The 22,990-nt window shown below is 54.4% G+C and carries 22 protein-coding genes and 2 tRNA genes; 17 read left to right on the top strand and 7 right to left on the bottom strand.

The genetic code is table 11. From position 1 onward, the window contains the following. Window positions 1–8: 8 nt before the first annotated feature. The 17 genes from rnc (at window position 9) to DBR37_RS14045 (ending at window position 17,701) form a co-directional block, all read left to right on the top strand. The gene (gene rnc / locus DBR37_RS14125; RefSeq protein WP_124575124.1) at window positions 9–977 is read left to right on the top strand and encodes a ribonuclease III; all 969 of its coding nucleotides are present in this window, start codon (window positions 9–11) and stop codon (window positions 975–977) included. Further along, on the top strand, window positions 974–1,876 hold the full coding sequence (gene era, locus DBR37_RS14120) for a GTPase Era (protein WP_124575123.1): 903 nt from the start codon (window positions 974–976) through the stop codon (window positions 1,874–1,876). The genes rnc and era overlap by 4 nt, the downstream gene beginning before the upstream one ends. A 63-nt stretch (window positions 1,877–1,939) precedes the next feature. Then, window positions 1,940–2,815 carry a DNA repair protein RecO gene (gene recO / locus DBR37_RS14115; protein WP_124575122.1) on the top strand — a complete coding sequence of 292 codons (876 nt, stop codon included), beginning with the start codon at window positions 1,940–1,942 and terminating at the stop codon, window positions 2,813–2,815. Window positions 2,816–2,828: 13 nt separating this feature from the next. Next, window positions 2,829–3,596 (top strand): pyridoxine 5'-phosphate synthase, encoded by a 768-nt coding sequence (gene pdxJ, locus DBR37_RS14110; protein ID WP_124575121.1) that lies wholly within the window; start codon window positions 2,829–2,831, stop codon window positions 3,594–3,596. Then, entirely contained in the window at window positions 3,593–3,985 is a 393-nt protein-coding gene (gene acpS, locus DBR37_RS14105; RefSeq protein ID WP_124575120.1) for a holo-ACP synthase, read from the top strand. Before pdxJ ends, acpS begins: the two co-directional genes overlap by 4 nt. Further along, a complete protein-coding gene (nagZ, locus tag DBR37_RS14100; RefSeq protein WP_124575119.1) occupies window positions 3,982–5,055 on the top strand; it encodes a beta-N-acetylhexosaminidase in 1,074 nt (357 codons plus the stop codon). The genes acpS and nagZ overlap by 4 nt, the downstream gene beginning before the upstream one ends. A gap of 41 nt (window positions 5,056–5,096) precedes the next feature. After that, window positions 5,097–6,953 carry an excinuclease ABC subunit UvrC gene (gene uvrC, locus DBR37_RS14095; RefSeq protein WP_124575118.1) on the top strand — a complete coding sequence of 619 codons (1,857 nt, stop codon included), beginning with the start codon at window positions 5,097–5,099 and terminating at the stop codon, window positions 6,951–6,953. A 55-nt stretch (window positions 6,954–7,008) separates the two neighbouring features. After that, a complete protein-coding gene (pgsA, locus tag DBR37_RS14090) occupies window positions 7,009–7,596 on the top strand; it encodes a CDP-diacylglycerol--glycerol-3-phosphate 3-phosphatidyltransferase (protein WP_124575117.1) in 588 nt (195 codons plus the stop codon). A 63-nt stretch (window positions 7,597–7,659) separates the two neighbouring features. Further along, window positions 7,660–7,735, top strand: a tRNA-Gly gene (locus DBR37_RS14085). Window positions 7,736–7,822: 87 nt separating this feature from the next. After that, window positions 7,823–7,898, top strand: a tRNA-Gly gene (locus DBR37_RS14080). A gap of 1,107 nt (window positions 7,899–9,005) precedes the next feature. Further along, window positions 9,006–9,548, top strand: coding sequence for a fimbrial protein (locus tag DBR37_RS14075; RefSeq protein WP_233588389.1), 543 nt, complete (start codon window positions 9,006–9,008; stop codon window positions 9,546–9,548). 88 nt (window positions 9,549–9,636) lie between these two features. Next, complete coding sequence (locus DBR37_RS14070; protein ID WP_124575115.1) at window positions 9,637–10,377, top strand: molecular chaperone; 741 nt, start codon at window positions 9,637–9,639, stop codon at window positions 10,375–10,377. A 220-nt stretch (window positions 10,378–10,597) separates the two neighbouring features. Further along, window positions 10,598–13,132: a fimbria/pilus outer membrane usher protein gene (locus DBR37_RS14065; RefSeq protein ID WP_233588388.1), complete on the top strand. Its 2,535-nt coding sequence runs from the start codon at window positions 10,598–10,600 to the stop codon at window positions 13,130–13,132. Between the two features lie 47 nt (window positions 13,133–13,179). Beyond that, complete coding sequence (locus DBR37_RS14060; RefSeq protein ID WP_158610254.1) at window positions 13,180–14,220, top strand: fimbrial protein; 1,041 nt, start codon at window positions 13,180–13,182, stop codon at window positions 14,218–14,220. A 149-nt stretch (window positions 14,221–14,369) separates the two neighbouring features. Further along, window positions 14,370–15,737, top strand: coding sequence for an aspartate aminotransferase family protein (locus tag DBR37_RS14055; protein ID WP_124575112.1), 1,368 nt, complete (start codon window positions 14,370–14,372; stop codon window positions 15,735–15,737). 1 nt (window position 15,738) lies between these two features. Beyond that, window positions 15,739–16,815: a GNAT family N-acetyltransferase gene (locus DBR37_RS14050; protein ID WP_233588405.1), complete on the top strand. Its 1,077-nt coding sequence runs from the start codon at window positions 15,739–15,741 to the stop codon at window positions 16,813–16,815. Then, window positions 16,808–17,701, top strand: a complete 894-nt coding sequence (locus DBR37_RS14045) for an arginase family protein (RefSeq protein ID WP_124575111.1) — start codon at window positions 16,808–16,810, stop codon at window positions 17,699–17,701. The genes DBR37_RS14050 and DBR37_RS14045 overlap by 8 nt, the downstream gene beginning before the upstream one ends. 14 nt (window positions 17,702–17,715) lie before the next feature. On the opposite strand, the gene DBR37_RS14040 is transcribed toward DBR37_RS14045, so the two are convergent. Genes DBR37_RS14040 through DBR37_RS14010 form a run of 7 tightly spaced genes read right to left on the bottom strand, consistent with a single transcriptional unit; the run spans window position 17,716 to window position 22,990 of the window. After that, window positions 17,716–18,960: a DegT/DnrJ/EryC1/StrS family aminotransferase gene (locus DBR37_RS14040; RefSeq protein ID WP_124575110.1), complete on the bottom strand. Its 1,245-nt coding sequence runs from the start codon at window positions 18,958–18,960 to the stop codon at window positions 17,716–17,718. After that, window positions 18,947–19,360, bottom strand: a complete 414-nt coding sequence (locus DBR37_RS14035; RefSeq protein WP_124575109.1) for a multidrug efflux SMR transporter — start codon at window positions 19,358–19,360, stop codon at window positions 18,947–18,949. The genes DBR37_RS14040 and DBR37_RS14035 overlap by 14 nt, the downstream gene beginning before the upstream one ends. Beyond that, window positions 19,357–19,731 carry an EamA family transporter gene (locus DBR37_RS14030; protein ID WP_124575108.1) on the bottom strand — a complete coding sequence of 125 codons (375 nt, stop codon included), beginning with the start codon at window positions 19,729–19,731 and terminating at the stop codon, window positions 19,357–19,359. Before DBR37_RS14030 ends, DBR37_RS14035 begins: the two co-directional genes overlap by 4 nt. After that, the gene (locus tag DBR37_RS14025) at window positions 19,728–20,582 is read right to left on the bottom strand and encodes a carboxylesterase (RefSeq protein WP_124575107.1); all 855 of its coding nucleotides are present in this window, start codon (window positions 20,580–20,582) and stop codon (window positions 19,728–19,730) included. The genes DBR37_RS14030 and DBR37_RS14025 overlap by 4 nt, the downstream gene beginning before the upstream one ends. Then, window positions 20,579–21,319, bottom strand: coding sequence for an MtnX-like HAD-IB family phosphatase (locus DBR37_RS14020; protein ID WP_124575106.1), 741 nt, complete (start codon window positions 21,317–21,319; stop codon window positions 20,579–20,581). Before DBR37_RS14020 ends, DBR37_RS14025 begins: the two co-directional genes overlap by 4 nt. Next, a complete protein-coding gene (locus tag DBR37_RS14015; protein ID WP_124575105.1) occupies window positions 21,312–22,232 on the bottom strand; it encodes an HlyD family secretion protein in 921 nt (306 codons plus the stop codon). The genes DBR37_RS14020 and DBR37_RS14015 overlap by 8 nt, the downstream gene beginning before the upstream one ends. Continuing rightward, window positions 22,229–22,990, bottom strand: a complete 762-nt coding sequence (locus tag DBR37_RS14010) for an ABC transporter ATP-binding protein (RefSeq protein WP_124575104.1) — start codon at window positions 22,988–22,990, stop codon at window positions 22,229–22,231. The genes DBR37_RS14015 and DBR37_RS14010 overlap by 4 nt, the downstream gene beginning before the upstream one ends.

Raw genomic sequence — 22,990 nt, 5'->3', positions numbered from 1 at the left:
ATAGAAAAATGGATTTAACGTTATTGCAAAACCGGCTCGGCCACACTTTCAAGGATGCTGTCTTGTTACAGCAGGCTTTGACGCATCGCAGCCACGGTAGTGTACATAACGAACGTCTCGAGTTTCTCGGCGACTCCATTTTGAATTGCGTGGTTGCCTCGCTCTTGTTTGATCGCTACAGCAAAATAGACGAAGGCGACTTATCGCGTTTGCGCGCGAATCTGGTCAAGCAACAATCGCTGTACGAAATTGCCCAGCGCCTCGAGTTGTCGCAGTTCCTGCGCCTCGGTGAGGGTGAGTTGAAATCGGGCGGTTTCCGCCGTCCATCCATCCTGGCCGATACGCTGGAAGCGCTGTTTGGCGCGATCTTCCTCGATGCCGGTTTCGATACCGCACGCGATGTCATCCGTGCGCTCTACATCCCGATACTCGATAGTGTCGATCCCAAGACCCTGGGCAAGGACGCCAAGACTTTATTGCAGGAATACCTGCAGGGTAAAAAAATCGCTTTGCCGCAATACAATGTGGTCGCCACGCATGGTGCGGCTCACAATCAGGAATTCGAAATCGAATGCCTGGTACCCAAGCTCGACATCCAGGTGTTTGGCACTGGCGGCAGCCGTCGCGCCGGTGAACAGGCTGCGGCCAAGCTGGCACTGGAAGCAGTACAGGCCGCTTTCGTCAAAGCGCCTGCTGCCAGCCGCAAAGCCAAGCCACGTACCGCACAACTGAAGCTGGCCGGTATCGCGACGGTGCAACTGGACGAAGCGGATAAAACCGCTGCCAAGGCACCTGCAAAAACTGACGCCAAACATGGCAAGGCAGAAATCAAGCCTGTCACTGAATCAACTGAAGCGCCGACTAACGATGGGCAAAAAAGTCTGATCGCCGAGCATGATGCCGCGAAAACGACGGATGTCGCATCCGATGATGGCGCAACAAAATCTTCTACCACTTCCCATTCCAAAATTGCATGACTGAATCTGCCGCACTGTCTCACTTCCGATGCGGTTATATCGCGATCGTCGGTCGCCCTAACGTCGGTAAATCGACTTTGATGAATGAGTTGATCGGCGCCAAGGTCAGCATCACATCGCGCAAGGCGCAAACCACTCGCCATCGCATCACCGGTATCCAGACTGTGGAAGATGCACAGTTTGTGTACGTCGACACGCCTGGTTTCCAGACGCGCCATGCGAATGCCTTGAACAAGACACTGAATCGTACGGTGACGAATACGCTGACTGCCGCGGACGTCATCCTGTACGTGATAGAAGCCGGTACCTTCGGCCAGGCTGATCAGCAAGTGCTGGATCTGATCCCGAAAAACGTTCCTTGCATACTTGTGATTAACAAATCCGATCGCACCAAGGACAAAGCAGTGTTGCTGCCGTTCGCCCAGCAAATCGCCGCCAAGCATGACTTCGCAGCAGTAGTGCCGGTATCGGCCAAGCTGCGTTTCCAGCTGGATGGTTTGCAGAGCGAAATCAAAAAATATCTGCCGGAAAATCCACCTGTCTTCGGTGAAGACGACATCACTGACCGCAGCGAAAAATTCCTCGCTGCTGAAATCGTGCGCGAAAAAGTATTCCGTTTCGTGGGCGATGAATTGCCGTACACCAGCACCGTGCTGATCGAGAAGTTTGAAGTCGAAGGCAATCTGCGTCGCGTATTCGCTGCGATCCTGGTTGAGCGCGACACGCATAAATCCATGGTCATCGGTAACAAGGGCGCTCGTCTGAAAGATATCTCTACCCAGGCGCGTCTCGATATGGAGCGCCTGTTCGGTGGCCCGGTGTATCTGGAAATCTGGGTCAAGGTCAAATCAGGCTGGGCTGATAATGAAGCCGGTCTGCGCGCATACGGATACGAATAAGGTGAGTATTCATTTCGTGGCTAGTTGTGTTCGCTTGTTGACGAAATGAATTTCTAATTAAAGATGCCTGCACTCAGCGCCGACGTCAGTTCTCAAAACGAATCTTCACCCGGGGAGCAGACGGCGCTGCGTGCAGAAGAAAGTGCAGCAGATCCGTCTGCTGCACCAGTCGAAAAAGTCGCCAAGCCTGCCAAAGCGGCACCTCGCCGTGCCCGCAATCCCGAAAAAGAATTTCGCATCGCCGGACAACCCGGTTTTGTGCTGCACAGCTATCCCTACAAAGAAACCAGCCTGATCGTCGACGTGTTTACACGCGATCATGGCCGCATTGCGCTGGTCGCCAAGGGTGCCAAGCGTCCGCATTCGCAATTGCGCGGCGTCCTGCAAACCTTCCAGCCTTTATCGGTGGGGTGGAGCGGTAAGGCGGAAGTGCGTACGCTGACTGCGGCCGAGTGGGTCGGCGGTTTGCTGCCGCTGGAGAAGTCGGCTTTGCTGTGCGGCTTTTACCTGAACGAATTACTGGTGAAACTGCTGGCGCGTGATGATCCGCATCCAGCTTTGTTTGATCATTACATCAGTGCCCTGAACCAGTTGGCGCACGATGAACCCGCCGCCATCGTCTTGCGCAAATTCGAGCGTGCCTTGCTGCAGGAAACCGGCGTCGCCAGTGACTGGCGTGTTTGTGCTGCCAGCGGCAAGGCAATCGCCCTTGAGCAAATTTATGTGCTGGACCCGGAGCGTGGCCCGCGTCCTGCACGTCCATCCGATGTCTGGCCGCGCGTCTCAGGCAAGACCTTGCTGGACATGGAAAACGAAGATTACAGTGATGCGCAAACGCAAACGCAGAGTAAATTCCTGATGCGTTTCCTGCTGGCGCATCATCTCAATGGTGCACCTCTTAACACCCGTCAAATATTGATCGACTTGCTGCAGCTATAACGGAACCACAACCATGAGCTATCTTCAACCAGCTTCTACCATCATCGATCTCGGCATCAACATCGACCACGTTGCCACTTTGCGCAATGCGCGCGGTACCGTCTATCCGGATCCGCTGCAAGCCGCCTTGCTGGCGGAAGAGGCCGGTGCTGATGCGATCACGCTACACTTGCGCGAAGACCGCCGCCATATCAAGGATGCGGATGTCGAGTTGATTCGTCCTAGGTTGTTGACACGCATGAACCTGGAATCGGCAGTAACGACGGAGATGGTCGATTTCGCCTGCCGTATCAAGCCGCAAGATGTTTGCCTGGTGCCGGAACGACGCGAAGAAGTGACCACCGAAGGCGGACTGGATATCGTTAAGTATTTCGATGTGGTTGCTGCCGCAATCCGTCAATTGCAAGCGGAAGGCATACGAGTGAGTCTCTTTATCGACGCCGATGCCGAGCAGATTCAGGCGGCGGCTGAAGCAGGTGCGCCAGTCATAGAGTTGCACACCGGCCGTTATGCTGATGCGCATGATGCCAAGCAACAGCAGGCGGAGCTGGAGCGCGTGCAGCGTGGCGTGACGGAAGGTATCGCACGTGGTTTGAAAGTCAATGCAGGCCATGGCTTGCACTACACCAATGTGCAGGCCATCGCAGCGATCCGGGATATCGCCGAACTTAATATCGGCCACGCCATCGTTGCACACGCGGTCTTTGTCGGTTGGCAAAACGCAGTGCGCGAAATGAAAGCGATCATGATCGCCGCACGCCTGGCCGGAATGAAAAAATGATATACGGCGTAGGCACTGACATTATTAAAATCGATCGCATAGAAGCGGCGCTGGGCCGTCATGGTGATCGTTTTGCCGAGCGCATTCTGGGCAAGGAAGAGCTGGAGAAATATCATAGACGCAAAGCCAAGGTAGAGGCACGCGGCTTGCGCTTCCTGGCGACGCGCTTCGCTGCAAAGGAAGCATTCTCGAAGGCGATAGGGCTGGGCATACACATGCCTATGACCTGGCGCGCGGCACAGATACTGAATGCGCCTAGCGGTAAGCCTATCGTGGTAACCAGCGGCAAGCTGGAAGAATTCATGCAGGAAAATGGACTGACCGCACAGGTTTCGATTACGGATGAAGTCGAGTATGCGGTCGCTTTTGTGATTGTGGAGAAAAAATGAACGCAGCGGTGTTAGGTACAGCAGCTATAAATGCTACAGAAAAATTTGGCCCGGTAATGCTGGACGTGGTTGGCACGACACTGAATACAGACGATATTCGTCGTATCCAGCATCCGCTGACCGGTGGTGTGATTCTGTTTGCGCGCAACTATACGGATCGCGCGCAATTGACCGCGTTGACGGCTGCTATTCATGCAGCACGTCCGGGTATCGTGATTGCAGTCGATCATGAAGGCGGACGCGTCCAACGTTTCAAAACCGATGGCTTTACCCATTTGCCGGCGATGCGCAAGCTGGGTACGCTGTGGGACAAGGATGTACTGGCCGCGACCAAGGCCGCGACCGATGTCGGCTATGTATTGGCAGCAGAGTTGCGTGCTTGTGGCGTCGATTTGTCGTTCACACCTGTGCTGGATCTGGACTACGGTGAGTCGGGTGTGATCGGTGACCGCGCCTTCCATCGCGATGCACGTGTGGTGACCATGCTGGCAAAAAGCCTGAATCATGGTTTGATGCTGGCTGGCATGCTCAACTGCGGTAAACATTTCCCAGGCCACGGCTTCGTCAAAGCGGATTCGCATCTGGAAATCCCGGTTGACGAACGTGAACTGAAACAAATCCTGGCGGAAGATGCCGCACCATATGACTGGCTCGGCCTGAGCCTGGCCGGTGTGATGCCGGCACATGTGATCTATCCGAAAGTCGATAAACATCCGGCCGGTTTCTCGCGCAAATGGCTGACCATGTTACGCAAGGATTTTGGTTTCCAAGGTTTGATCTTCAGCGACGACCTCAGCATGGAAGGTGCGAGTGTCGCCGGTACCGTGATCGATGGTGCGCATGCGGCATTGAATGCGGGTTGCGATATGGTACTGATCTGTAATTCTCCGGACAAGGCAGATCAACTGCTGGCGGGCTTGCAGGTCAAGGACAACCAAGCGACCCAAGAGTCGGCCCAGCGCATTGCTGCGCTGACACCGCAGTCACCGGCATTGAGCTGGGATGCCTTGCAGCAGGATGCGCGTTACCTTGCAGCGAAGAAGACAGCAAAAGCACTTGCTGCCTCTTGAGTGCATACTTGTTCCAGTCTTGAGGCCATACGTAATTAGTCATGTCTGAAACCGACGCACCAGATCCGCGGGCAATCGTGCTGGAAACGGTTGCGAAACTGCCGAATTTACCCGGCGTGTATCGCTATTTCGATGCCGAAGATAATTTGCTGTACGTCGGTAAAGCACGCGATCTGAAGAAGCGTGTTTCCAGTTATTTTCTGAAGAACCTGGCGAGCCCGCGCACTGCGCTGATGGTGGAGCGCATTGCGCGGCTGGAGACGACGGTGACGCGCAGCGAGGCCGAGGCTTTGCTGCTGGAAAATAATCTCATCAAGACTTTGCAGCCGCGTTACAACATTTTGTTTCGCGATGATAAGTCTTACCCTTACCTGAAAATCACCGGGCAGGAATATCCGCGCATGGCTTATTACCGTGGCGCGGTGGACAAGAAGAATCAATACTTCGGTCCGTTCCCCAGCGGCTGGGCAGTGAAGGAGTCGATGCAGATATTGCAGAAAGTTTTTTTGCTGCGTACCTGTGAAGATTCGGTCTTTGCCAATCGTACTCGTCCGTGCCTGCTACATCAGATCCATCGTTGCAGCGGTCCTTGCGTCAACTACATTAGCAAGGAAGACTACGCACTGGATGTGGAAAATGCCGCCAAATTCCTGCGCGGCCGCCAGAGCGAAGTGCTGGAAACCCTGCAAGGCAAGATGCTGGCGTATGCGGAAGAGCTGAAGTTCGAACAGGCTGCCGTCGTGCGTAACCAGATCAATGCCTTGTCGCGTGTGCTGCATCAGCAAAGCATGGAGACCGGCAGTGACGCCGACATCGACATCATTGCGGTGGTGGTGCAAGGCGGTCGCGCCTGTGTCAACCTGGCGATGGTGCGTGGCGGTCGTCATTTAGGTGACCGGGCTTACTTTCCGACACATGTTGACAACGCACTGACCAGTCCGGAAGAGTCGATCGCCAGCGAAGTAATCAAGGCGTTCCTCGCGCAGCATTACATCGATAAGTTCATACCCGGTACGCTGATCCTGAATACCGAGATGGATGAGCCGGAACTGATGCTGGCGCTGATGGAGCAATGCGGCCATCGCATCAACCTGGTGTTCCAGCCGCAAGGCCAGCGTCGCCAGTGGCTGGAGATGGCGCACAAAGGCGCCGAGATATCATTGGCGCGTCTGTTGTCGGAGCAGGGCTCGCAACAGGCACGCACGCGCATGCTGGTCGACGCCCTGGGCATAGACGTACCGGATCTGGAAAGCTTTCGTGTCGAGTGTTTCGATATCAGTCATACTCAGGGCGAGGCCACGCAGGCGTCCTGCGTGGTGTTCCATCATCATGCGATGCAGAATGGTGAGTATCGGCGCTACAACATCAACGACATTACGCCAGGTGACGACTATGCCGCGATGCGTCAGGTACTCATGCGCCGCTATGAAAAGGTGGCGAATGGCGATGGCGTGATGCCAGATGTGGTGTTGATCGATGGCGGCAAAGGCCAGGTCGAAATGGCGCGCCAGGTATTTGTCGAGCTGGGGCTGGATATCAGCCTGATCGTTGGTGTCGCCAAAGGCGAGGGCCGCAAGGTGGGGCTCGAGACGCTGGTTTTCGTTGATGGTCGTGCCGAGCAGGAGTTGGGCAAGGAGTCGGGGGCACTGATGCTGATTGCCCAGATACGTGATGAGGCGCATCGCTTTGCGATCACAGGCATGCGTGCCAAGCGCGCCAAGGCACGCCAGACCTCGCGGCTGGAAGAGATTGAGGGAATTGGTGCCAAGCGTCGACAAAAGCTGCTGGCACGCTTTGGCGGCTTGCGGGGCGTGGTGGACGCCAGTATTGAGGATTTAGCTTCGGTCGAAGGTATTTCAAGGCAATTGGCTGAAGACATTTACAAGCAATTGCATTAGATTACGGGGGCGCATGCAAATGCCTGCGCACATTCATGAAAATGTAAAGTTTGATATGCCTTTCAATATTCCTATTCTTCTTACCTGGTTGCGAGTCGCGCTGATCCCGCTGATGGTCGGCGTGCTGTACATTCCGGATTCCTGGTTGGGGTCGTTTAATAAGACCCAGGGTCTGGCTGCCACTTTGATTTTTATTGTTGCAGCGCTGACAGACTGGATAGATGGTTTTCTCGCGCGACGCTGGAATCAGACTTCAGCTTTTGGCGCCTTCCTCGACCCTGTCGCGGATAAACTCATGGTCGCCGGCGCATTGCTGGTATTGATCGAACTCAATCGCGTGAATGCCGTCATCGCATTCATCATCATCGGACGCGAGATTACGATTTCTGCGTTACGTGAGTGGATGGCGCAAATCGGCGCCTCCAAATCGGTAGCCGTCAGTTCCCTGGGCAAGATAAAAACGATGGCCCAGATGGTGGCGATACCTATGCTGCTTTACTACGAAACCATTCTGGGTATCAATCTTCAATTTTGGGGCGACATCCTGTTATGGGTGGCTGCCGTGTTGACGGTATGGTCCATGTTTTATTATCTGCGTAAGGCCTGGCCACTGATTAAAGAAAGCGCAGGGCATTTATTGTAATTTTGCTGCGCGGAACGCTTGACATGCAAAGGCATTCCTCTATAATGTGCACCTGTTGTTGATGCGGGAGTAGCTCAGTTGGTAGAGCGCAACCTTGCCAAGGTTGAGGTCGAGAGTTCGAGACTCTTCTCCCGCTCCAGAGGTTTTTAAAAGGAGCCGCACAGGCTTCTTTTTTTATTGAGTGACAACGTCATTCAAATGGTTTTAGTAGTGGTAGCAGAAATATGCGGGAGTAGCTCAGTTGGTAGAGCGCAACCTTGCCAAGGTTGAGGTCGAGAGTTCGAGACTCTTCTCCCGCTCCAGTTTTTAAGCCAGAGATGGCAAGCTGTAGCAAATATAAAAAGGGCTTATGCCCTTTTTTTACGTCTGTACTTTTTGTAGTCGCTACTGAGTATTTGCATTCCCCAGGCATGCTGAAGCTGATACGAAGTCACGCTTTAGTTCGCGTCCCCCTGTGCATTAGTTAATGCGCATCTGTTTCAAAATCCGTTCTTGTTCCTATACCTTTTTGTCACTCGTTAACGCGCGCAAATTCGTAGAGAAAATCGCCGCTGCCATATGCGGCGTGATGCGATATGCCCGTAAGCTTTGTTCAGCAGTTTGCGGCCTGATCGCGGGGTATTGATGCTGCAAGGCTGGCGTCAGCTTGCCCATTTCCGTCACGATTCTGTGAGTGCGTCGACCGGTCTGTTTTTTTGTTTGTAGTGAGGCCTCTTGTCTGCTGCTGCCGGGCGCAATGCCTGGTGCGCACCTAATAAAGATGTGTTTTTTCACATAGAAGAACCTTCTTACACATCTAGTTTGAGATTTGTCCCTAATTCAGCGCAGCGAATTCGATTTAGGATCGGACTCATGGTCTGTGAATGGCGTATTTGAATTTTCTTGTGCTCAAGTCCTTTTGAAATGCTCCCAATCAGTCTTGTTTGGGCTCGCTTCCGATTCCCATCCTTTGTTGATCTTGATGTGTGCCTGAATTTCATCCCGCAAGATGTCTTTGGGCGATGGGTGAGGTATTTCGTCAGAATGCAAAAAGGGCAATATTTCGCCACTAATCTTCTTTCTGGTCTGTAGGCATTTTCCTAATTTTGCCTCAACGATCTAGCGTGTAAATTTTACAGCTTTGTACTATCGTTCCTAAAAGCGCTTATATGTGCGTGATTTTGCGCAATTTAATGCCTATCTTCGTCTAATTTTCTGGAACTAATTTTTTAAACGATCTCTAATATTTCTGCATGGACACATTTGTTGTGTCTTGGAAATTTTTGTTGAAATTCTTGAGTTAAGGAGTTGCGATGTAAAAAAGATTGCTTTGTTTATCTGCTGTATGTGCATGTTTTTAAAAATGGGACGCATGCTCCCGAAATTTATTTCAAGGAAAAGTGAGTTTAATAATGAAAAAAGTATTGCTTATGGCTTCTGTTGCGGGCCTGGCTTGCATGTCCATTAATGCGGCGCAGGCCGCTACCGGGACAGTCAATTTCACCGGTTCGATCAGCGCTTCCACTTGCGTCGTAAGCGCAGGTGGAGCGGGGGCCAATCCGACCGTAACCTTGCCGTCAGTGGCCAAGGATGAGTTGAAGGCGGTAGGTGCAGTGGCTGGACGTATGCCGTTTGGCTTTCAGTTGACCGGTTGCCTTATGGATGATCCGGGAGGTGCGCCGGCTCCAGTGAAGAAGGTCGGTACGCACTTTGAAGGCGGCGGTAATGTTACTTCGAACGGCCGTTTGAAGACCACGCTGACAGGCGTGGAGCTGCAGATTCTTAACTATGGCGACACTACGCCAGTCATGCTTGGTGCGGATGTCGCGTCGCAAAACATTCATTACTTCGACATCAACACGACAGCAGGTACCGCCAATTTGCAGTACTGGGTTGAGTACTACGCTGCTGCAGCGAATCCTGCGCCGGGTGCGCTGACGTCTTCGGTCGTCTATTCGCTTATTTACCCATAAGGTTCTGCGCTTCACCGTTGGTTCGCCGGGCCGACAGGTCCGGCGAGTGAAGTGTCTTTTTAAATTTTTGTTGCGAGAGGAAGTATTGATGCTGACGAAATCTCGTTTTTATGGATGCATGTTGATCCTGCTTTCCACGCTGTTCCACGTTCAGGCACGAGCGAGCGTGGCGATGGAAACGCGGGTGATTTTTTCTGCAAAGGAAAAAGAGGCGACGGTTCGCTTAAGTAATGTTGGAGCCCAGCCTGCGCTGGTGCAGGTGTGGCTGGATCGGGGTAATACGCAAGAAGATATCAGCGCAATTGACTTGCCCTTTGTACTCACGCCGGCGATTTTCCGGATGGAGGCGAATGGTACGCAGGTCTTGCGAATTATTCATACCGGTGAGCAACTGCCATTGAATAAGGAATCTTTGTATTGGCTGAATGTGCTTGATGTACCTCCGAAGCCGGTAGCGGGAGCGGGGCAGGGTAGTTTGCAATTAGCGATACGCACTCGTATCAAGATGATGTACCGGCCTGAAGGTTTGCCAGGCAAGGCTGAAGAGGCGCCGGGCAAATTGATTTGGACGGTTGGCTTGAATGAACACAAGCAGACAGTGCTGCAAGCGCGAAACCCAAGCGCCTATGTGGTCAATCTGGCCGGTATAGAGATCAGAGCCGGCAACAAAAAGCTGCAAGCTGGCCCAGGTCATGTACTGCCGGGCGACATGGCTGCTTTTGTTATCGATGGTGCTGTCGATGTGAAGTTGAAAGGCGCCAGACTGGCTTACAGCAGTGTGAATGACTGGGGCGGGAACGCTTTTCACGAGGCGACTATCGCTGAGTAAGCGAGGTGTTTGCCTGATTTTTTTATGAATATATAGCGCGTTTGTTTAGGAGAGGTGCCCGTACTCAGATGATGCATGAGGTTTTTTAGGGTGTACCCGTGCTCTGATGGGGAGGTGATGGACGATGATGAGATTGCTGGCAGGAGTTCAAGTTGATAGGTTGGCGTTTGGATTGCGTGTTTCGTATGTTTTGCTCATTCCTGTTTTGGCGATGATGCAGATGACGCAGGCGCAAGCTGCTCCAGTCGCGAAGTCTGTTCAGTCCGCCGCTGCGGGAGTGGACTTTGACCTGAGCTTTATGCGTAATTCGGCATCCGTTGACTTGTCACGTTATGCCACCAGAAACTTGATTGCTGCAGGCAATTATGTCCCGGATATCTTTGTCAATGGGATGTCGGTAGGAAGCGCTGACGTTCGCTTTACAGCGGAAGCCGATACGCCGGATGCACAGGCTTGTTTTGATCGTGCCTTGCTGGTTCAGGTCGGTGTGGACGTGGCCTTGCTGGGGCTGGAGAAGGATGGGGCGAGTACGATGTGCCTGCGTCTGGATCAGTTGATTCCCGATGCGAAAGCGACGTTTGATTTTGCAGCGTTGCGACTGGACCTTAGTATTCCGCAGGCATCCTTGTTGCGCCATGCGCGTGACTATGTGAACCCGGAACTCTGGAGTCAGGGTGTGCCGATGGCCATGCTGGATTATTACTTCGATGCTTACAGTAACTCGCGCACTGGCGGTACGCAGCTGTATGGCGGACTGGAAGGTGGTTTTAATCTGCAGGGCTGGCGCTTCCGGCATCAGGGCTCGCTTGCGCTTAGCCAAAACGGGCAAAGCCAGTATCAGAATATTGCGACCTATGTACAGCGCGATATTCCGACATGGTCGGCACAGTTGGTACTGGGTGAAACATACACCAGCGGGGATCTTTTTGATTCGACTTCGTTCCGTGGCGTACGACTATACAGCGATGATCGCATGCTGCCTAACTCATTGCGTGGCTATGCGCCGGTGATACGTGGTGTGGCGAATTCCAATGCGCGTGTGTCGATTACGCAGAATGGCGTCAAGTTGCGTGAACTCAGTGTAGCGCCCGGTGCGTTTGAGATTAACGATTTGTATCCGACTGGTTATGGCGGCGACCTGCAAGTAACGATTACCGAGGCAGATGGTGCGGTGCGTACATTTTCCGTTCCTTACTCGGCGGTGCCTATGGCTTTGCGCGAGGGGCAGAGTCGTTACAGCGTGACTGCCGGTACCGTGCGTAATTTGCTGAATACAAAGCCGTTCTTTAGTCAGGCGACGTGGCAGTACGGCGTAAATAGTATGGTGACGGGATATGCAGGTCTGACGGTCGCGGAAGGGTATCGCTCGGGCATCCTGGGCGCCGTGCTGAATACATCGTGGGGAGCGTTTGGTCTGGATGCGACCCAGGCGGTGACGCAGATTCCGAATGACCAGACTTATACCGGGCAGAGTTATCGCGCCAGTTACGCCAAGCTGTTCGATCAGACCGGTACCAATCTGTCGATTGCGACGTATCGTTATTCGACCAATGGCTATTTCGGACTGAACGATGCGATGGCTGCGCGCGATCGCACGCAACAGCCAGGCAACTGGGCGATGGATCCGCTGTACCGTCAGCGGAGTCGGGCGTCGATAACGCTGGGACAGCGGACCGGAGACAACGGCGGAAATCTCTATCTTACCGGCTCGACAGTTAATTATTGGGACAGGCCCAGCTCCGATCTGAACTTCACGGTTGGTTACAGCAATACTTACCGCAACTTGTCTTACAGCCTGTCGGCAAGTCGGCAGCGCGATGCTTTTGGTCATTCGGATACTTTGTTTTACGCCAGTATTTCGATTCCGCTGGGTGAAAAGAGCTCTTCGATGTTGTCGGCAAATATGAGTCGCGATTCGAGTGGGCGCGCACGTATGCAAAGCAATTTGTCTGGCTCGCTCGGTGAAGACAGGAATATCTTCTATGGCTTGAATGTTGACTATAACCGGGATAGCAGCGGAGGTGCAGCGCAGACTAACGGTGGTGTGAATGCCAGCTATCGTGCAGCTTATGCTGATTTGAGTGCCAGCGTCAGCGCGGGTGATGACTACCAGCAGTTCTCGGTCGGTGCACGCGGTGCAGTGGTTGCACATCCGGGTGGAGTGACATTGTCACGGCCCTTGTCTGAGACGTTTGCAATTGTGCATGCGAAGGATGCTGAGGGTGCGAAGATTAACAATGCACCCGGCGTACGCATCGATAGTCGTGGCTATGCGGTTGTGCCTTACCTGACGCCGTATTCGATGAATGAAGTGTCGATTGATCCGAAAGGATTGACGACCGATGTCGAGTTAAAGCAAACCAGTCAGCGTATTGCGCCGCGTGCCGGAGCCGTGCCCTTGCTGGTGTTTGAAACGGAGTCTGGTCGCTCGATGGTGATGCGTGCGCTGCAGGAGGACCAGAAACCGGTTCCGTTTGGTGCCGTCGTTATCGACAGCACAGGCAAGGAAGTGGGGCAGGTAGGACAGGCGGGCAAAGTGTTGGCACGTGGCCTGGACGACGAAGGGAAGTTGTGGGCACGCTGGGAAAAGGGTGGCGTCGAGACTGTATGCAGTCTGTCGTATAAGTTGCCGGAAAAAGCGCCGGCAGGAGATCCACTGTTCCTGCAAGTCACAGAACTACCTTGTATAGCGAGCGATGACCCGGTGGCGGAACCCATCGCTACAGACCGGGCCAGCGATTTACCAAGGTCGTGAATCTGTTGGATACGTGAGGTTAATGAAGTTTAATGTGTGGAATAAATATGAAAAAACATATGGCATTTTTTGTGGCTGGTCTGTGCCTGATGTGGCTAGTGTCTGGTCTGGCCTTTGCGCAGACGTATGGGCGTTTTACGCCTGCGCAGTCGACTATTACGCTCTCAGGAGAGAAGTTGATCGTTCCGGGCAATGCAAGCGCGGGTCAGGTACTTTGGCGATCGCCCACTGTGTACTCAAACATGACCAAAGGGAACTTCGGAACCGCGGGATCACAAATTGAGGTGAGCACTTTGAACAATGTCCCTCAGGGTAGCTATTATCCAAGCAATATACCTGGAATTGGCCTGATATGGAGAGTGAAATTGGTTGCAGTGAATTTTGCAGCCGGCTTGAACGTGAATCTGGGCACTGGCGTCTATAACTCCCCGGCAACCGGAATAACGAACGCTACCACCGTTTATCGGCAAGAGGTATATGTAGAAGTTGTCAGGAGCATCGGCAGAGTGGGTAACGGCACACTCATTTTACCAACGGAGAATCTTTTGCGATTTAGATACAACTGTGGTGCTTCATGCGGACATTGGAATATCGGCATTAACGGTAGCTTGCAGATTGAGGCGATTCCGACTTGTGCGGTGCAGGTCGCCAATCAATCGGTATTTTTGAAGCAAGTTCTTGTCAAAACGTTTACGGGGCAGGGTTCCACCTCACCGGCACATCCTTTTTCTATCGATTTAGCGTGTTCCGGAGGCGGGGTGGGTAGCATTGTCAATGCGTACGTTACTTTTACAGACAGTACTAATCCCAATAACCAGAGCAAGGTATTAAGCCTGAGCGGAACGCAGAAAGCGAGTGGCGTCGGAGTGCAGATCAAGCATGGGGACACGATCCTGGGCTATGGCCCGGATTCCAGCCAGATACCCAATACCAATCAATGGTTTGCCGGCACGATCTCCTATGCGGAAGGCGGGCGGTTGCTCAGGATTCCACTGACAGCCAGCTATGTGCAAACTGCCGCTACTGCGGCTGGGATACGCGCAGGACCGGCAGATGCGAAAGCGACGTTTAATGTTACTTATAACTGATCAGGTCAGGTTGGCAGACTGACGCGGCCGTCTCCACATATTCCACACAATTCCTCGACAGTTGCGAAAGATTGTCATTCCAGAATGCTGGCAGTTGTCGTTGCGCCTTCTATTTGCAGCGACTTTTCAACGCACAATCTGGAGTATGCATGAGCACAAACCTGCTGGCGGACGAAGCAAAATACTGTTCCTTTGGTGATACCGTCCATTACGTTAATCCACCGAAGATCTTCGCGGGCTGCGAGGGAAGCTACATGATCGATGCGCAGGATACGCGCTATCTGGACTTGCAGATGTGGTATTCAGCCGTTAATTTCGGCTACAAGAACAAGCGTCTGGAAGACGCGATGAAGAGGCAGCTCGATACGCTGCCGCAGATCGCCAGCCAGTATTTGCACCCGACCAAGATCGAGCTGGCCAAGTGGATTGCGCAGGATGCAGAGCAGAAGTGGGGCCGTGAGGGCCGCGTACATTTCAACGTCGGCGGTGCACAGGCGATTGAAGATTCGCTGAAAGTCGTGCGTAATGCCAGCAATGGCAAGAGCCTGATGTTCGCTTTCGAAGGTGGCTATCACGGTCGTACCCTGGGGGCTTCCAGCATTACATCCAGTTACCGTTATCGCCGTCGTTTCGGCCATTTCAGCGACCGCGCGCAGTTCCTGCCTTTCCCTTATCCGTTCCGCCGTCCTAAAGGCATGACCGCAGAAGAATACGGTGAATCGCTGGTCAAGGATTTCGAACGCAAGTTTGAAAACGAATATCACGCGATCTGGGATCCGAAGACCAGCCAATGCGAGTATGCCGCTTTCTACATAGAGCCGATTCAAGGTACAGGTGGTTATGTGATTCCTCCACCGAACTACTTCAAAGGTATGAAGAAGGTGCTGGACGATCACGGGGTGTTGCTGGTCGTTGATGAAATCCAGATGGGTTTCTGGCGTACCGGAAAATTGTGGTCGATAGAGAATTTTGGTGTGCAACCTGACGTATTGGTATTTGCCAAAGCGCTGACCAATGGCCTGAACGCACTGAGCGGGCTGTGGGCACGTGAAGAACTGATCAATCCGACTATCTTCCCGCCAGGCTCGACACATTCGACCTTTGCATCGAATCCACTCGGTACTGCGATCGGCCTGGAAGTGTTGAAGATGACGCACGAAGTGGACTTCGGCAAACAAGTCTGCGACAGCGGCGCCTACTTCCTCGAAGGTTTGAAAGACCTGCAAAAACGGCACAAGGAAATCGGTGATGTGGATGGTCTGGGTCTGGCCTTGCGCGCAGAAATCTGTACCGATGACGGCTTCACTCCGAATCGCGCCTTGCTCGACAAGATGGTGGACATGGGGCTGGAAGGTACGCTCGAATACAAAGGCCAGAAACGTGGCCTGGTACTCGACGTCGGTGGTTACTACAAAAACGTGATCACCTTTGCGCCATCGCTGATGATCAGCCGTGACGAGATAGATGAAGCGATGGTCTTGCTTGATCAACTCCTGACTCGCGCCAAACGTGCCTGATATGCGTGACGGTGTGTCCCGCACACGGCTGAACCAGCTGGAGCCGGATGCGCTGCTCAACCTGTTTGAAGCACATCCGCCGCAGGGTTTTACCGCTTTTGCCGCCGCCCCGGGTATCCCGGCTTTCGTCGCTAACTTTGATTTATTGACGACTGCCGACGATGCACTCAGGCGGCGTGTGCATGCCTTACCGTGGTCACGTCGCTGGTTGCCGTGGCTGCGTATCCGTACCGCATTCATTGGTAGCACGATTACCGAGTACGCCTTGCTGCCCGATTGCGATGCCAGCTTCTTTATACATGATCTGTGTACCAAGGCTGGAACCGAGCACAAGCTGGTTGTCGTGAAAGACATTCCGCAGTGTTCGCCTTTGCTCGATGCGTATACCAATACGCGTGCAGAGCAGTTTGTTGCGGTGTGTCGCGAGCAGGATTTCCTGTTGCTCGAAGGGCAGGCTCTGGCATATGTAGCGATTGATTTTGCCAGCATAGACGTTTATCTGGATCGGCTTTCGACTAGTCGTCGCAAAAATTTGCGTCGCAAGCTACGCAAACGTGAAGGTTTGCAGATAGATCGGGTACATACCGGCGATGCACTCTTTGCTGACGACAGCATCGTGAATACCTATTACGCCTTGTATCTGGATGTGTATCAGCAGAGTGAAATCCATTTCGATCTTTTGACGCGCGAGTTCTTTGCCGCGATGCTGCGCGACGCCAGTAACCGCGGCATCAGTTTTGAATATCGCCGCGATGGTGAACTGATAGGCTACAACCTTTGTTTCGAACACGGCGGACGCCTGATCGATAAATACATCGGCTTGCGTTATCCGCAAGCACGCGAAAACAATCTCTATTTCATCAGCTGGTTCGTTAATCTGGAATACGCACTGGAGCGTGGTTTGACGCATTATGTGGCAGGCTGGACCGATCCGCAGGTAAAAGCTGAACTGGGTGCCTCGTTCACCTACACGCGGCACGCAGTGTATATCCGCAATCCTTTTCTGCGTGCACTGGCACGGCGCTTCAGCGCACACTTCGAAAGTGACAGACAGTGGAGTGAGCACCACCATGGCTAGGCCGGCTATAGTGCTGGATCTCGACGGTTCCACCGGCGTACCGGAGGGCGCGCTGCATCTGGCTTTGCAGGATTGGCAGCCGCGTTTGCGCTTTGGTTGCGGGCGCCAGGTGCTGGATGCCTTTGAACGTCATCTCGATGCTGTACTGCCGCCTGAGTACGGCACCGTATTAATGGGCAGTGGCGATTTTCATCATCTCAGCCTGCCGCTCGTGAAGCGATTGACAGCAAGGCGGCAACGACCGTTACGCCTGGTGGTGATCGACAACCATCCTGACAATATGCGTTATCTGTTTGGCGTGCATTGCGGCTCCTGGGTGCGTCGGGTTGCGATGTTGCCGCAGGTGAGCCATGTGCATGTAGTTGGCATCACTTCATCCGATATCGGGCGCGGTCATGCGTGGGAAAATTATCTGCGACCGCTGCTGGCGGGCAAGCTGAGTTACTGGAGCATAGGGGTGGATACCAGCTGGTCACGCTTGCTCGGTTTGCAGCATGCGTTCCGTCAATACGACAATGCGGCTTTGTTGACTGAGGCTTTCTGCAAGATGCTGGCTGCACATCCGGAAGATACATATCTGTCCATCGACAAGGATGCATTCAGTCCGGAAGTAGTGCGCACTAACTGGGATCAGGGACAGTTAAGGGAAGCGCAAGTCATGCAGATGATAGATGCGCTGAATGGTCAGTTGATCGCCAGCGACATCACCGGTGATGTCTCGGAATACCATCATCCGAGTGCCTGGAAGCGCTGGTTGAGTGCGGGTGATGAGCAGACGCTGGCGATAGATCCGGCGACGCTGCAGGAATGGCAAGCGCAGCAGCAAGCGATGAACCGGCGCCTGGTGGCGCGCCTGCATGGCGCGATGGAAAATTCCAGGGTTTAGTTTGAGCTGACTGTTCAGTAACTGCGTTTGCAGATGTTGGCGAGTGTGGCGCAGATGTAGGAAAAGCTTGCATCATCCAGCCACGGACTATTGCTGATGGAGAGTATGCGGGCAGCGAGGCGACGTGCATTCGGCAACGCTCGTTTTTCCAGTGCTGCGGCCGGTATCAGTTCCTGCAGATAAGGATAATCAGGCAAGGCATGGACGAAGGGCAGGCTGACGCCACAGCCGCTGCCCCACAATGCCTGCAATGCTGCATCACGGTCAGCACGATCCGGTAGCAGCAGGATAAATACCGGCCAGGTTCCTTTTCCCTCTTCATCTTCCAATACTGTAATGCTGTTGATGGCGCGCAGCTGTGGCAGGCGACGCACCGCCTGTTGATGCAAATCCGCCTGGAAAGCTGGCAGACGTTTCAATGCGCGTACGCCTACTGCCTGACGCCATTTGCCGGGCTTGTGCAATACCGTACGAGCCGGGAAGCAATCACCTGCGGCAGCCAGCCAGTCGTCCAGGTACAAGGCGTGACGCAAGGGACGACCGTAGGAGAGTGGCAGCAAAGCAGGGCGGTATAGCAGTGCGTACGCGGCCAGTTCGATTGCACGTTGTGCTTCGATCAAGGGGCGCGCCGGAGCGAGGCGCTGACTCACAGCAGCGCAGGCGGCGCGGATGGCCGGATCGCGTGCGATCAGAACGCCACCTTCGTAAATGCTCAAACCTTTACCGACGGCCAGACTAAAAATGGCGATGTCACTCTGACTGCCGACACTGTCGTTACCGACTTTGGCGCCTAACGCTTGCGCCGCATCTTCTATGACCCAGGCACCGCATGCTTGTGCCACTGCCTGGATGTCGTGAATTGCACTGACCCTGCCACACAGGTGGGTAGGGAGGATAGCGAGGGTACGGCTATCGCACATGTCGCTTAGCATCTGCGTATCCAGCGCCAGGCTATCAGGCTGCAAATCGCAGATGCGCAGAGTGAGTCCGGCTTGTACAACAGCGAGGGCCACCAGCGGGCAAGTGTAGGCAGGAATGACGACGATATGCCGGTGCGGCGCGAGGCCATGTAGTGCGTGCAGGGCAACGATCAGAGCGGCGGTGCCTGAACTTTCCAGTTGCGCGTGTTCTACTTGCAGAAAGTCTGCAATAGCGGGTGCCAGGTCGGCACGTCCCGGCAGCAAATCACTCAGGTGTAGCGGCAGGCCCGCAGTGGGTGGGACCTCATGCCATGCTTGCGGATTATCAGCGAACTGCATGGCCCTCGCTATCCTCAGTGGCTGGATGGATTTCGCTTTCACTGAAAGCAAGGCATATGACGCCGGCTACGATGAGGATGGCAGCGACGATTTGTAGCCAGCCTATTTTTTCGTTGAAGAGCCAGGCAGACAGCAGCATAACGGACAGAATTTCCAGATGCGAAGCGGCGAAAGCCGGACCTATAGGCGCATGCTTCAACAGGGTCATCCAGCTGAAGAAGGCGCCGATATAACCGATGAATGCACCATAAATCCATGGCATGCTGAAGACGCGCATCAGCCAGGCCAGGTCAGCCTGCAAGGGCAGCGCATGGATGGCGGCGTACTTGAAGCTCAGCTGTGCCAGCGTATCGAAAGAGAGCAGAGCGAGGAAACCGATGATGTAGAAGCGCTTCTTCATGACGGCAAGCCCACGATGGCGACGCCCAGCGAAACCAGCAGGATGCCGATGACGCGCATGCGGGTCAGGCGCTCGTTGAAGATCCAGCGTCCGGCCAGCATGATGGCGACGATGTTGATGGAGCCCATTAGTACGCCCTGCGACAGCGGTACCAGCGACAGGAAAGCGAGCCACAGGACGAATTCAAACACATAGCAACTGATACCCAGCCATAGCCACGGGTGTTGCGCCATGCGCGTCCAGCGTGCAAGACCGGAAGCATCTGCATCATTGATGGCAGCGGCCTTGAATGCCAGTTGTCCGGCACTGTCGACGATGACGTTGGCGGCCCATAAGAGTATGGCCAGCCATGGCAAGCTGGTACTGCTCATGTAGTAGCCAGGCCTGCAGTCTGGTCATCGTGCGTCGTGTGTATGCCCACGGTCTGTGCAATAAATTCGCAGGCGCGTTGTATGACGAGGCGACGTTCACGGTCTATCGTGACCATGTGGTAGCTGTCCTGCAGCCACAAGGTTTGCACCGGACCGCTGACGCTGTTTTGTACCAGCAAGGCATTTTTTTCCAGGCTTGCAACATCATCTTCAGTTGCGTGTACCAGCAGGCATGGTGAAGTGACGGCCGGCAAGCGGCGCCGCACATCGGCTGCCAGCGAATAGAGTTCAGCGACCGACCACCAAGGATTGCCGGGCAGTCCTGCTACTGAACTATCACCTGCCTGCATTTGTTCGACGATGTGACGGCGCAGCGCGGCGTCCTTGATGCCGTACGGCGCTTGTTCGGTGAAGTAGCCCTTGCGTCCGATACGCAGCGTTTTAAAAATACGCAACAGGAAGCAAAAGCGGGTGTAGAGCGGCATGCTCCAGCCGTCGTGCCGGAACATGGTGGCGAGTGCCGCGACCCCGCTTACTTTTTCCGGCTGTTCTGCAGCCAGCCTGAGCGAGAGCAGGGCGCCCATCGACAGTCCCATGACGAACATGTGATCAACGCGGGTACTGAGGAAGTCGGCAGCCTTTTGCACACTGTCATACCAATCCTGCCAGGTGGTGGCGATTAAATCATCTGCACTGCCGCAGTGACCTGCCAGTTGCATGCCATAAACGGTATAGCCGGCACGATGCAAGCCCTTACCGAGCAAACGCATTTCATTTGGGGTGCCGGTCAGGCCGTGGATCAGCAAGACGCCGGTGTTGCCACCCTCGAACAGGAATTCATGTTCTGTCATGCCTGTAGTTCCTCTTGCATTTCCTCGTTACTGATGACTTGCTGCAATAAGGCCTGTGCTTGTTTGAAATTCGCGAAAGCAGCATGCGGGTAATCATGCTTGCAGCAATGGTCGAGCAGGCGGCTGGTAGCCAGCACGAAATCAGCCTTGCCGGAGACGCAGAAGTCGGAGGTGCCGTCGCCGATAAAGAGTACGTACGGATGCTTGCGTTGTTGTGTTGCCAGCAATGCGCATTTGCAGGTGCCGCTGTTACGGCTGCAAGCAGCAATGGCATGTGGCGATTCAAGACGCCAGCTGCGCGGGCCGGTTTGCACCAGGTGATTGGCGAGTACCGGCAGATGCCCGAGGCCGTGGCGTTGCAAGACATAGTTGATGACGTAGTCCATACCATCGCTGACGATTTGTAGTGGCAAACCTTGTGCCTGCGCCTTTTTGACGAAAGCGGGGAAGGCGGGATCGATCTGTATGGTATCGAGATGGGCATGCAGTTCATCCATGCTCATATCAAGCAAGGTAATTTGTTTTTGCATGCAGACACGCGAGCCGATTTCACCACGGACCCAGGCGTCTTCCAGTTTTTCGTAACCGTCGCGCGCAAAACGGGTGAGCAGTGAATCGGTGACGTCTACCGTGCTGATGGTGCCGTCGAAATCGCACTGGATGGCCCAGTCGGAAACATAGTCATTGCTGATCTGTCGTGCTGATGCAGCAACGCGGGAACTGATGATTTCATTCATGGAAGCTCACCCTCACATTTTGTCCTATACGTACATTTTGTACTTCGTCGAATGTCAGTACACAATCAACCACGCGCAGATTGCTGCGTGGATTGCCATCGTCACCTAAACGGCTGTTGACGAATACCTGGCCGACGCGCAGTACGCGCGCCTTGAGCGGCTTGCGTTGCGGATCAGCTTCAAAGCTGACTTCTGCCCGCATGCCGGGCTTGACCTGAGCGACAAAGCTTTCATTGAGCTCGGCACGAATTTGTGCCGGCTTGGCCGGTAATAAGGTCATTAATGGTTTGCCGCCCTGGGCCAATACCTGTGTGCCTATGGTCGCGTCGAGCTGAATCACGGTACCTGCCTGCGGCGCACGCAGCGTGCGCGCAGCCAGGCGTTGTCTGGCGCCTTCCAGTCGTTCGCGTGCAATGGCGACATCGCTCTTGGCGACGGTTGCGATTGCCTGCAATTGCTGTGCGCGCTGATGTGCTTCGTCTGCCCGCTGTACGTCGCTGGCACCTGCTTCTGCGGCCTGCCGCAGGCGTTGTGCCAGGTCGCGTGCAGAGGTCAGCGGCATAGTGGCGGCTTGCGCTTGTGCCTGCGCCTGTTGCAGGCGTGCTTCTGCTTCGTTCAATTCGATCTGGGCATTGCGGCTGTCGAGTTCGGCCAGCACTGCCCCTGCTGCGACTTGTTGCCCTTCGCTGACAGGCAGGCGCACGACGTGGCCATCCTGCGCCGGCTGAATGGTGACCAGACCGCCTTGTGCTTCGATTTTGCCACGTGCGATGGCAACATAGCCGCGTTCACCCACCGCCGCATTTGTTGCCGCAGCCGGTTTGGCGTTTGCATGGTCATCGTTGCAGGCACTCAGCAGGACGCAGCTGCAGATGGCCAGCAAGCCGTATATATGCCGGGAGGCATTCATCATTTTTGTCCTTCTTGGTAAAGTGACGCAGGCCGCATCCGGTCGTGATTACGGTCGTGACGCCAGTCATTGCGGATCAGGCCGTCTTCCATTTCCAGCACCCGGTCTGCGTGTCGTATCAGGCGCGGATCATGGCTGACGCACAGTACAGTCGCCTGATGGCTGTGGGCGATTTTGTGCAGGATGTCGATCACGTTCTGACCGTTGTCCGCATCCAGTGCACTGGTTGGTTCATCTGCAAATAGGAGTTGCGGCTGTTTGGCAATCGCACGTGCAATCGCAACCCGTTGCCGTTCGCCGCCGGACAGCTTGGCCGGACGTTCATCGGCACGATGCGACATGTCGACTTCTTCCAGCGCCGTCATGGCGTTCTTGTAGGCCTCGGCATCGCTCATGCCCATGTAGCCGAGCGGCAGTTGTACTTGTTCGCAGGCAGTCAGCGCCGGGAACAGATTGAAGCCCTGGAACACAAAGCCGGTATGTTTCAGGCGGAAGCGCTCCAGCTGATGACGGCTGATATTGCCGAGTTCTTCGCCCAATGCGGTGACGCGTCCTTCATCCGGGTTCTGCAGACCGCTGAGCAAGGACAACAGTGTGCTTTTGCCGCAGCCGGAGGGACCCGCAATCAGGGTCAGCTCGGCCGGATAAATCGATATCGATAGCCGTTGCAGAACATTCAGACGCACCATGCCGGACAGGAATGATTTACTGACGCGTTGCGCCGACAGGCTGGGTTGCGAGTTGAGAAATTCTGGCGTCAT

The sequence above is a fragment of the Herminiimonas sp. KBW02 genome, from assembly GCF_003852535.1.
Classification (GTDB): Bacteria; Pseudomonadota; Gammaproteobacteria; order Burkholderiales; family Burkholderiaceae_D; genus Oxalicibacterium.
Note: the sequence above shows the minus strand (reverse complement) of the source record. Positions and strands in the feature narration are given on the sequence as shown.

Coding starts and splice junctions, on each gene's coding strand:
- rnc (WP_124575124.1), top strand. CDS start 9: ATGGATTTAACGTTATTGCAAAACCGGCTCGGCCACACTTTCAAGGAT.
- era (WP_124575123.1), top strand. CDS start 974: ATGACTGAATCTGCCGCACTGTCTCACTTCCGATGCGGTTATATCGCG.
- recO (WP_124575122.1), top strand. CDS start 1,940: ATGCCTGCACTCAGCGCCGACGTCAGTTCTCAAAACGAATCTTCACCC.
- pdxJ (WP_124575121.1), top strand. CDS start 2,829: ATGAGCTATCTTCAACCAGCTTCTACCATCATCGATCTCGGCATCAAC.
- acpS (WP_124575120.1), top strand. CDS start 3,593: ATGATATACGGCGTAGGCACTGACATTATTAAAATCGATCGCATAGAA.
- nagZ (WP_124575119.1), top strand. CDS start 3,982: ATGAACGCAGCGGTGTTAGGTACAGCAGCTATAAATGCTACAGAAAAA.
- uvrC (WP_124575118.1), top strand. CDS start 5,097: ATGTCTGAAACCGACGCACCAGATCCGCGGGCAATCGTGCTGGAAACG.
- pgsA (WP_124575117.1), top strand. CDS start 7,009: ATGCCTTTCAATATTCCTATTCTTCTTACCTGGTTGCGAGTCGCGCTG.
- DBR37_RS14075 (WP_233588389.1), top strand. CDS start 9,006: ATGGCTTCTGTTGCGGGCCTGGCTTGCATGTCCATTAATGCGGCGCAG.
- DBR37_RS14070 (WP_124575115.1), top strand. CDS start 9,637: ATGCTGACGAAATCTCGTTTTTATGGATGCATGTTGATCCTGCTTTCC.
- DBR37_RS14065 (WP_233588388.1), top strand. CDS start 10,598: ATGACGCAGGCGCAAGCTGCTCCAGTCGCGAAGTCTGTTCAGTCCGCC.
- DBR37_RS14060 (WP_158610254.1), top strand. CDS start 13,180: ATGAAAAAACATATGGCATTTTTTGTGGCTGGTCTGTGCCTGATGTGG.
- DBR37_RS14055 (WP_124575112.1), top strand. CDS start 14,370: ATGAGCACAAACCTGCTGGCGGACGAAGCAAAATACTGTTCCTTTGGT.
- DBR37_RS14050 (WP_233588405.1), top strand. CDS start 15,739: ATGCGTGACGGTGTGTCCCGCACACGGCTGAACCAGCTGGAGCCGGAT.
- DBR37_RS14045 (WP_124575111.1), top strand. CDS start 16,808: ATGGCTAGGCCGGCTATAGTGCTGGATCTCGACGGTTCCACCGGCGTA.
- DBR37_RS14040 (WP_124575110.1), bottom strand. CDS start 18,960: ATGCAGTTCGCTGATAATCCGCAAGCATGGCATGAGGTCCCACCCACT.
- DBR37_RS14035 (WP_124575109.1), bottom strand. CDS start 19,360: ATGAAGAAGCGCTTCTACATCATCGGTTTCCTCGCTCTGCTCTCTTTC.
- DBR37_RS14030 (WP_124575108.1), bottom strand. CDS start 19,731: ATGAGCAGTACCAGCTTGCCATGGCTGGCCATACTCTTATGGGCCGCC.
- DBR37_RS14025 (WP_124575107.1), bottom strand. CDS start 20,582: ATGACAGAACATGAATTCCTGTTCGAGGGTGGCAACACCGGCGTCTTG.
- DBR37_RS14020 (WP_124575106.1), bottom strand. CDS start 21,319: ATGAATGAAATCATCAGTTCCCGCGTTGCTGCATCAGCACGACAGATC.
- DBR37_RS14015 (WP_124575105.1), bottom strand. CDS start 22,232: ATGATGAATGCCTCCCGGCATATATACGGCTTGCTGGCCATCTGCAGC.
- DBR37_RS14010 (WP_124575104.1), bottom strand. CDS start 22,990: ATGACGCCAGAATTTCTCAACTCGCAACCCAGCCTGTCGGCGCAACGC.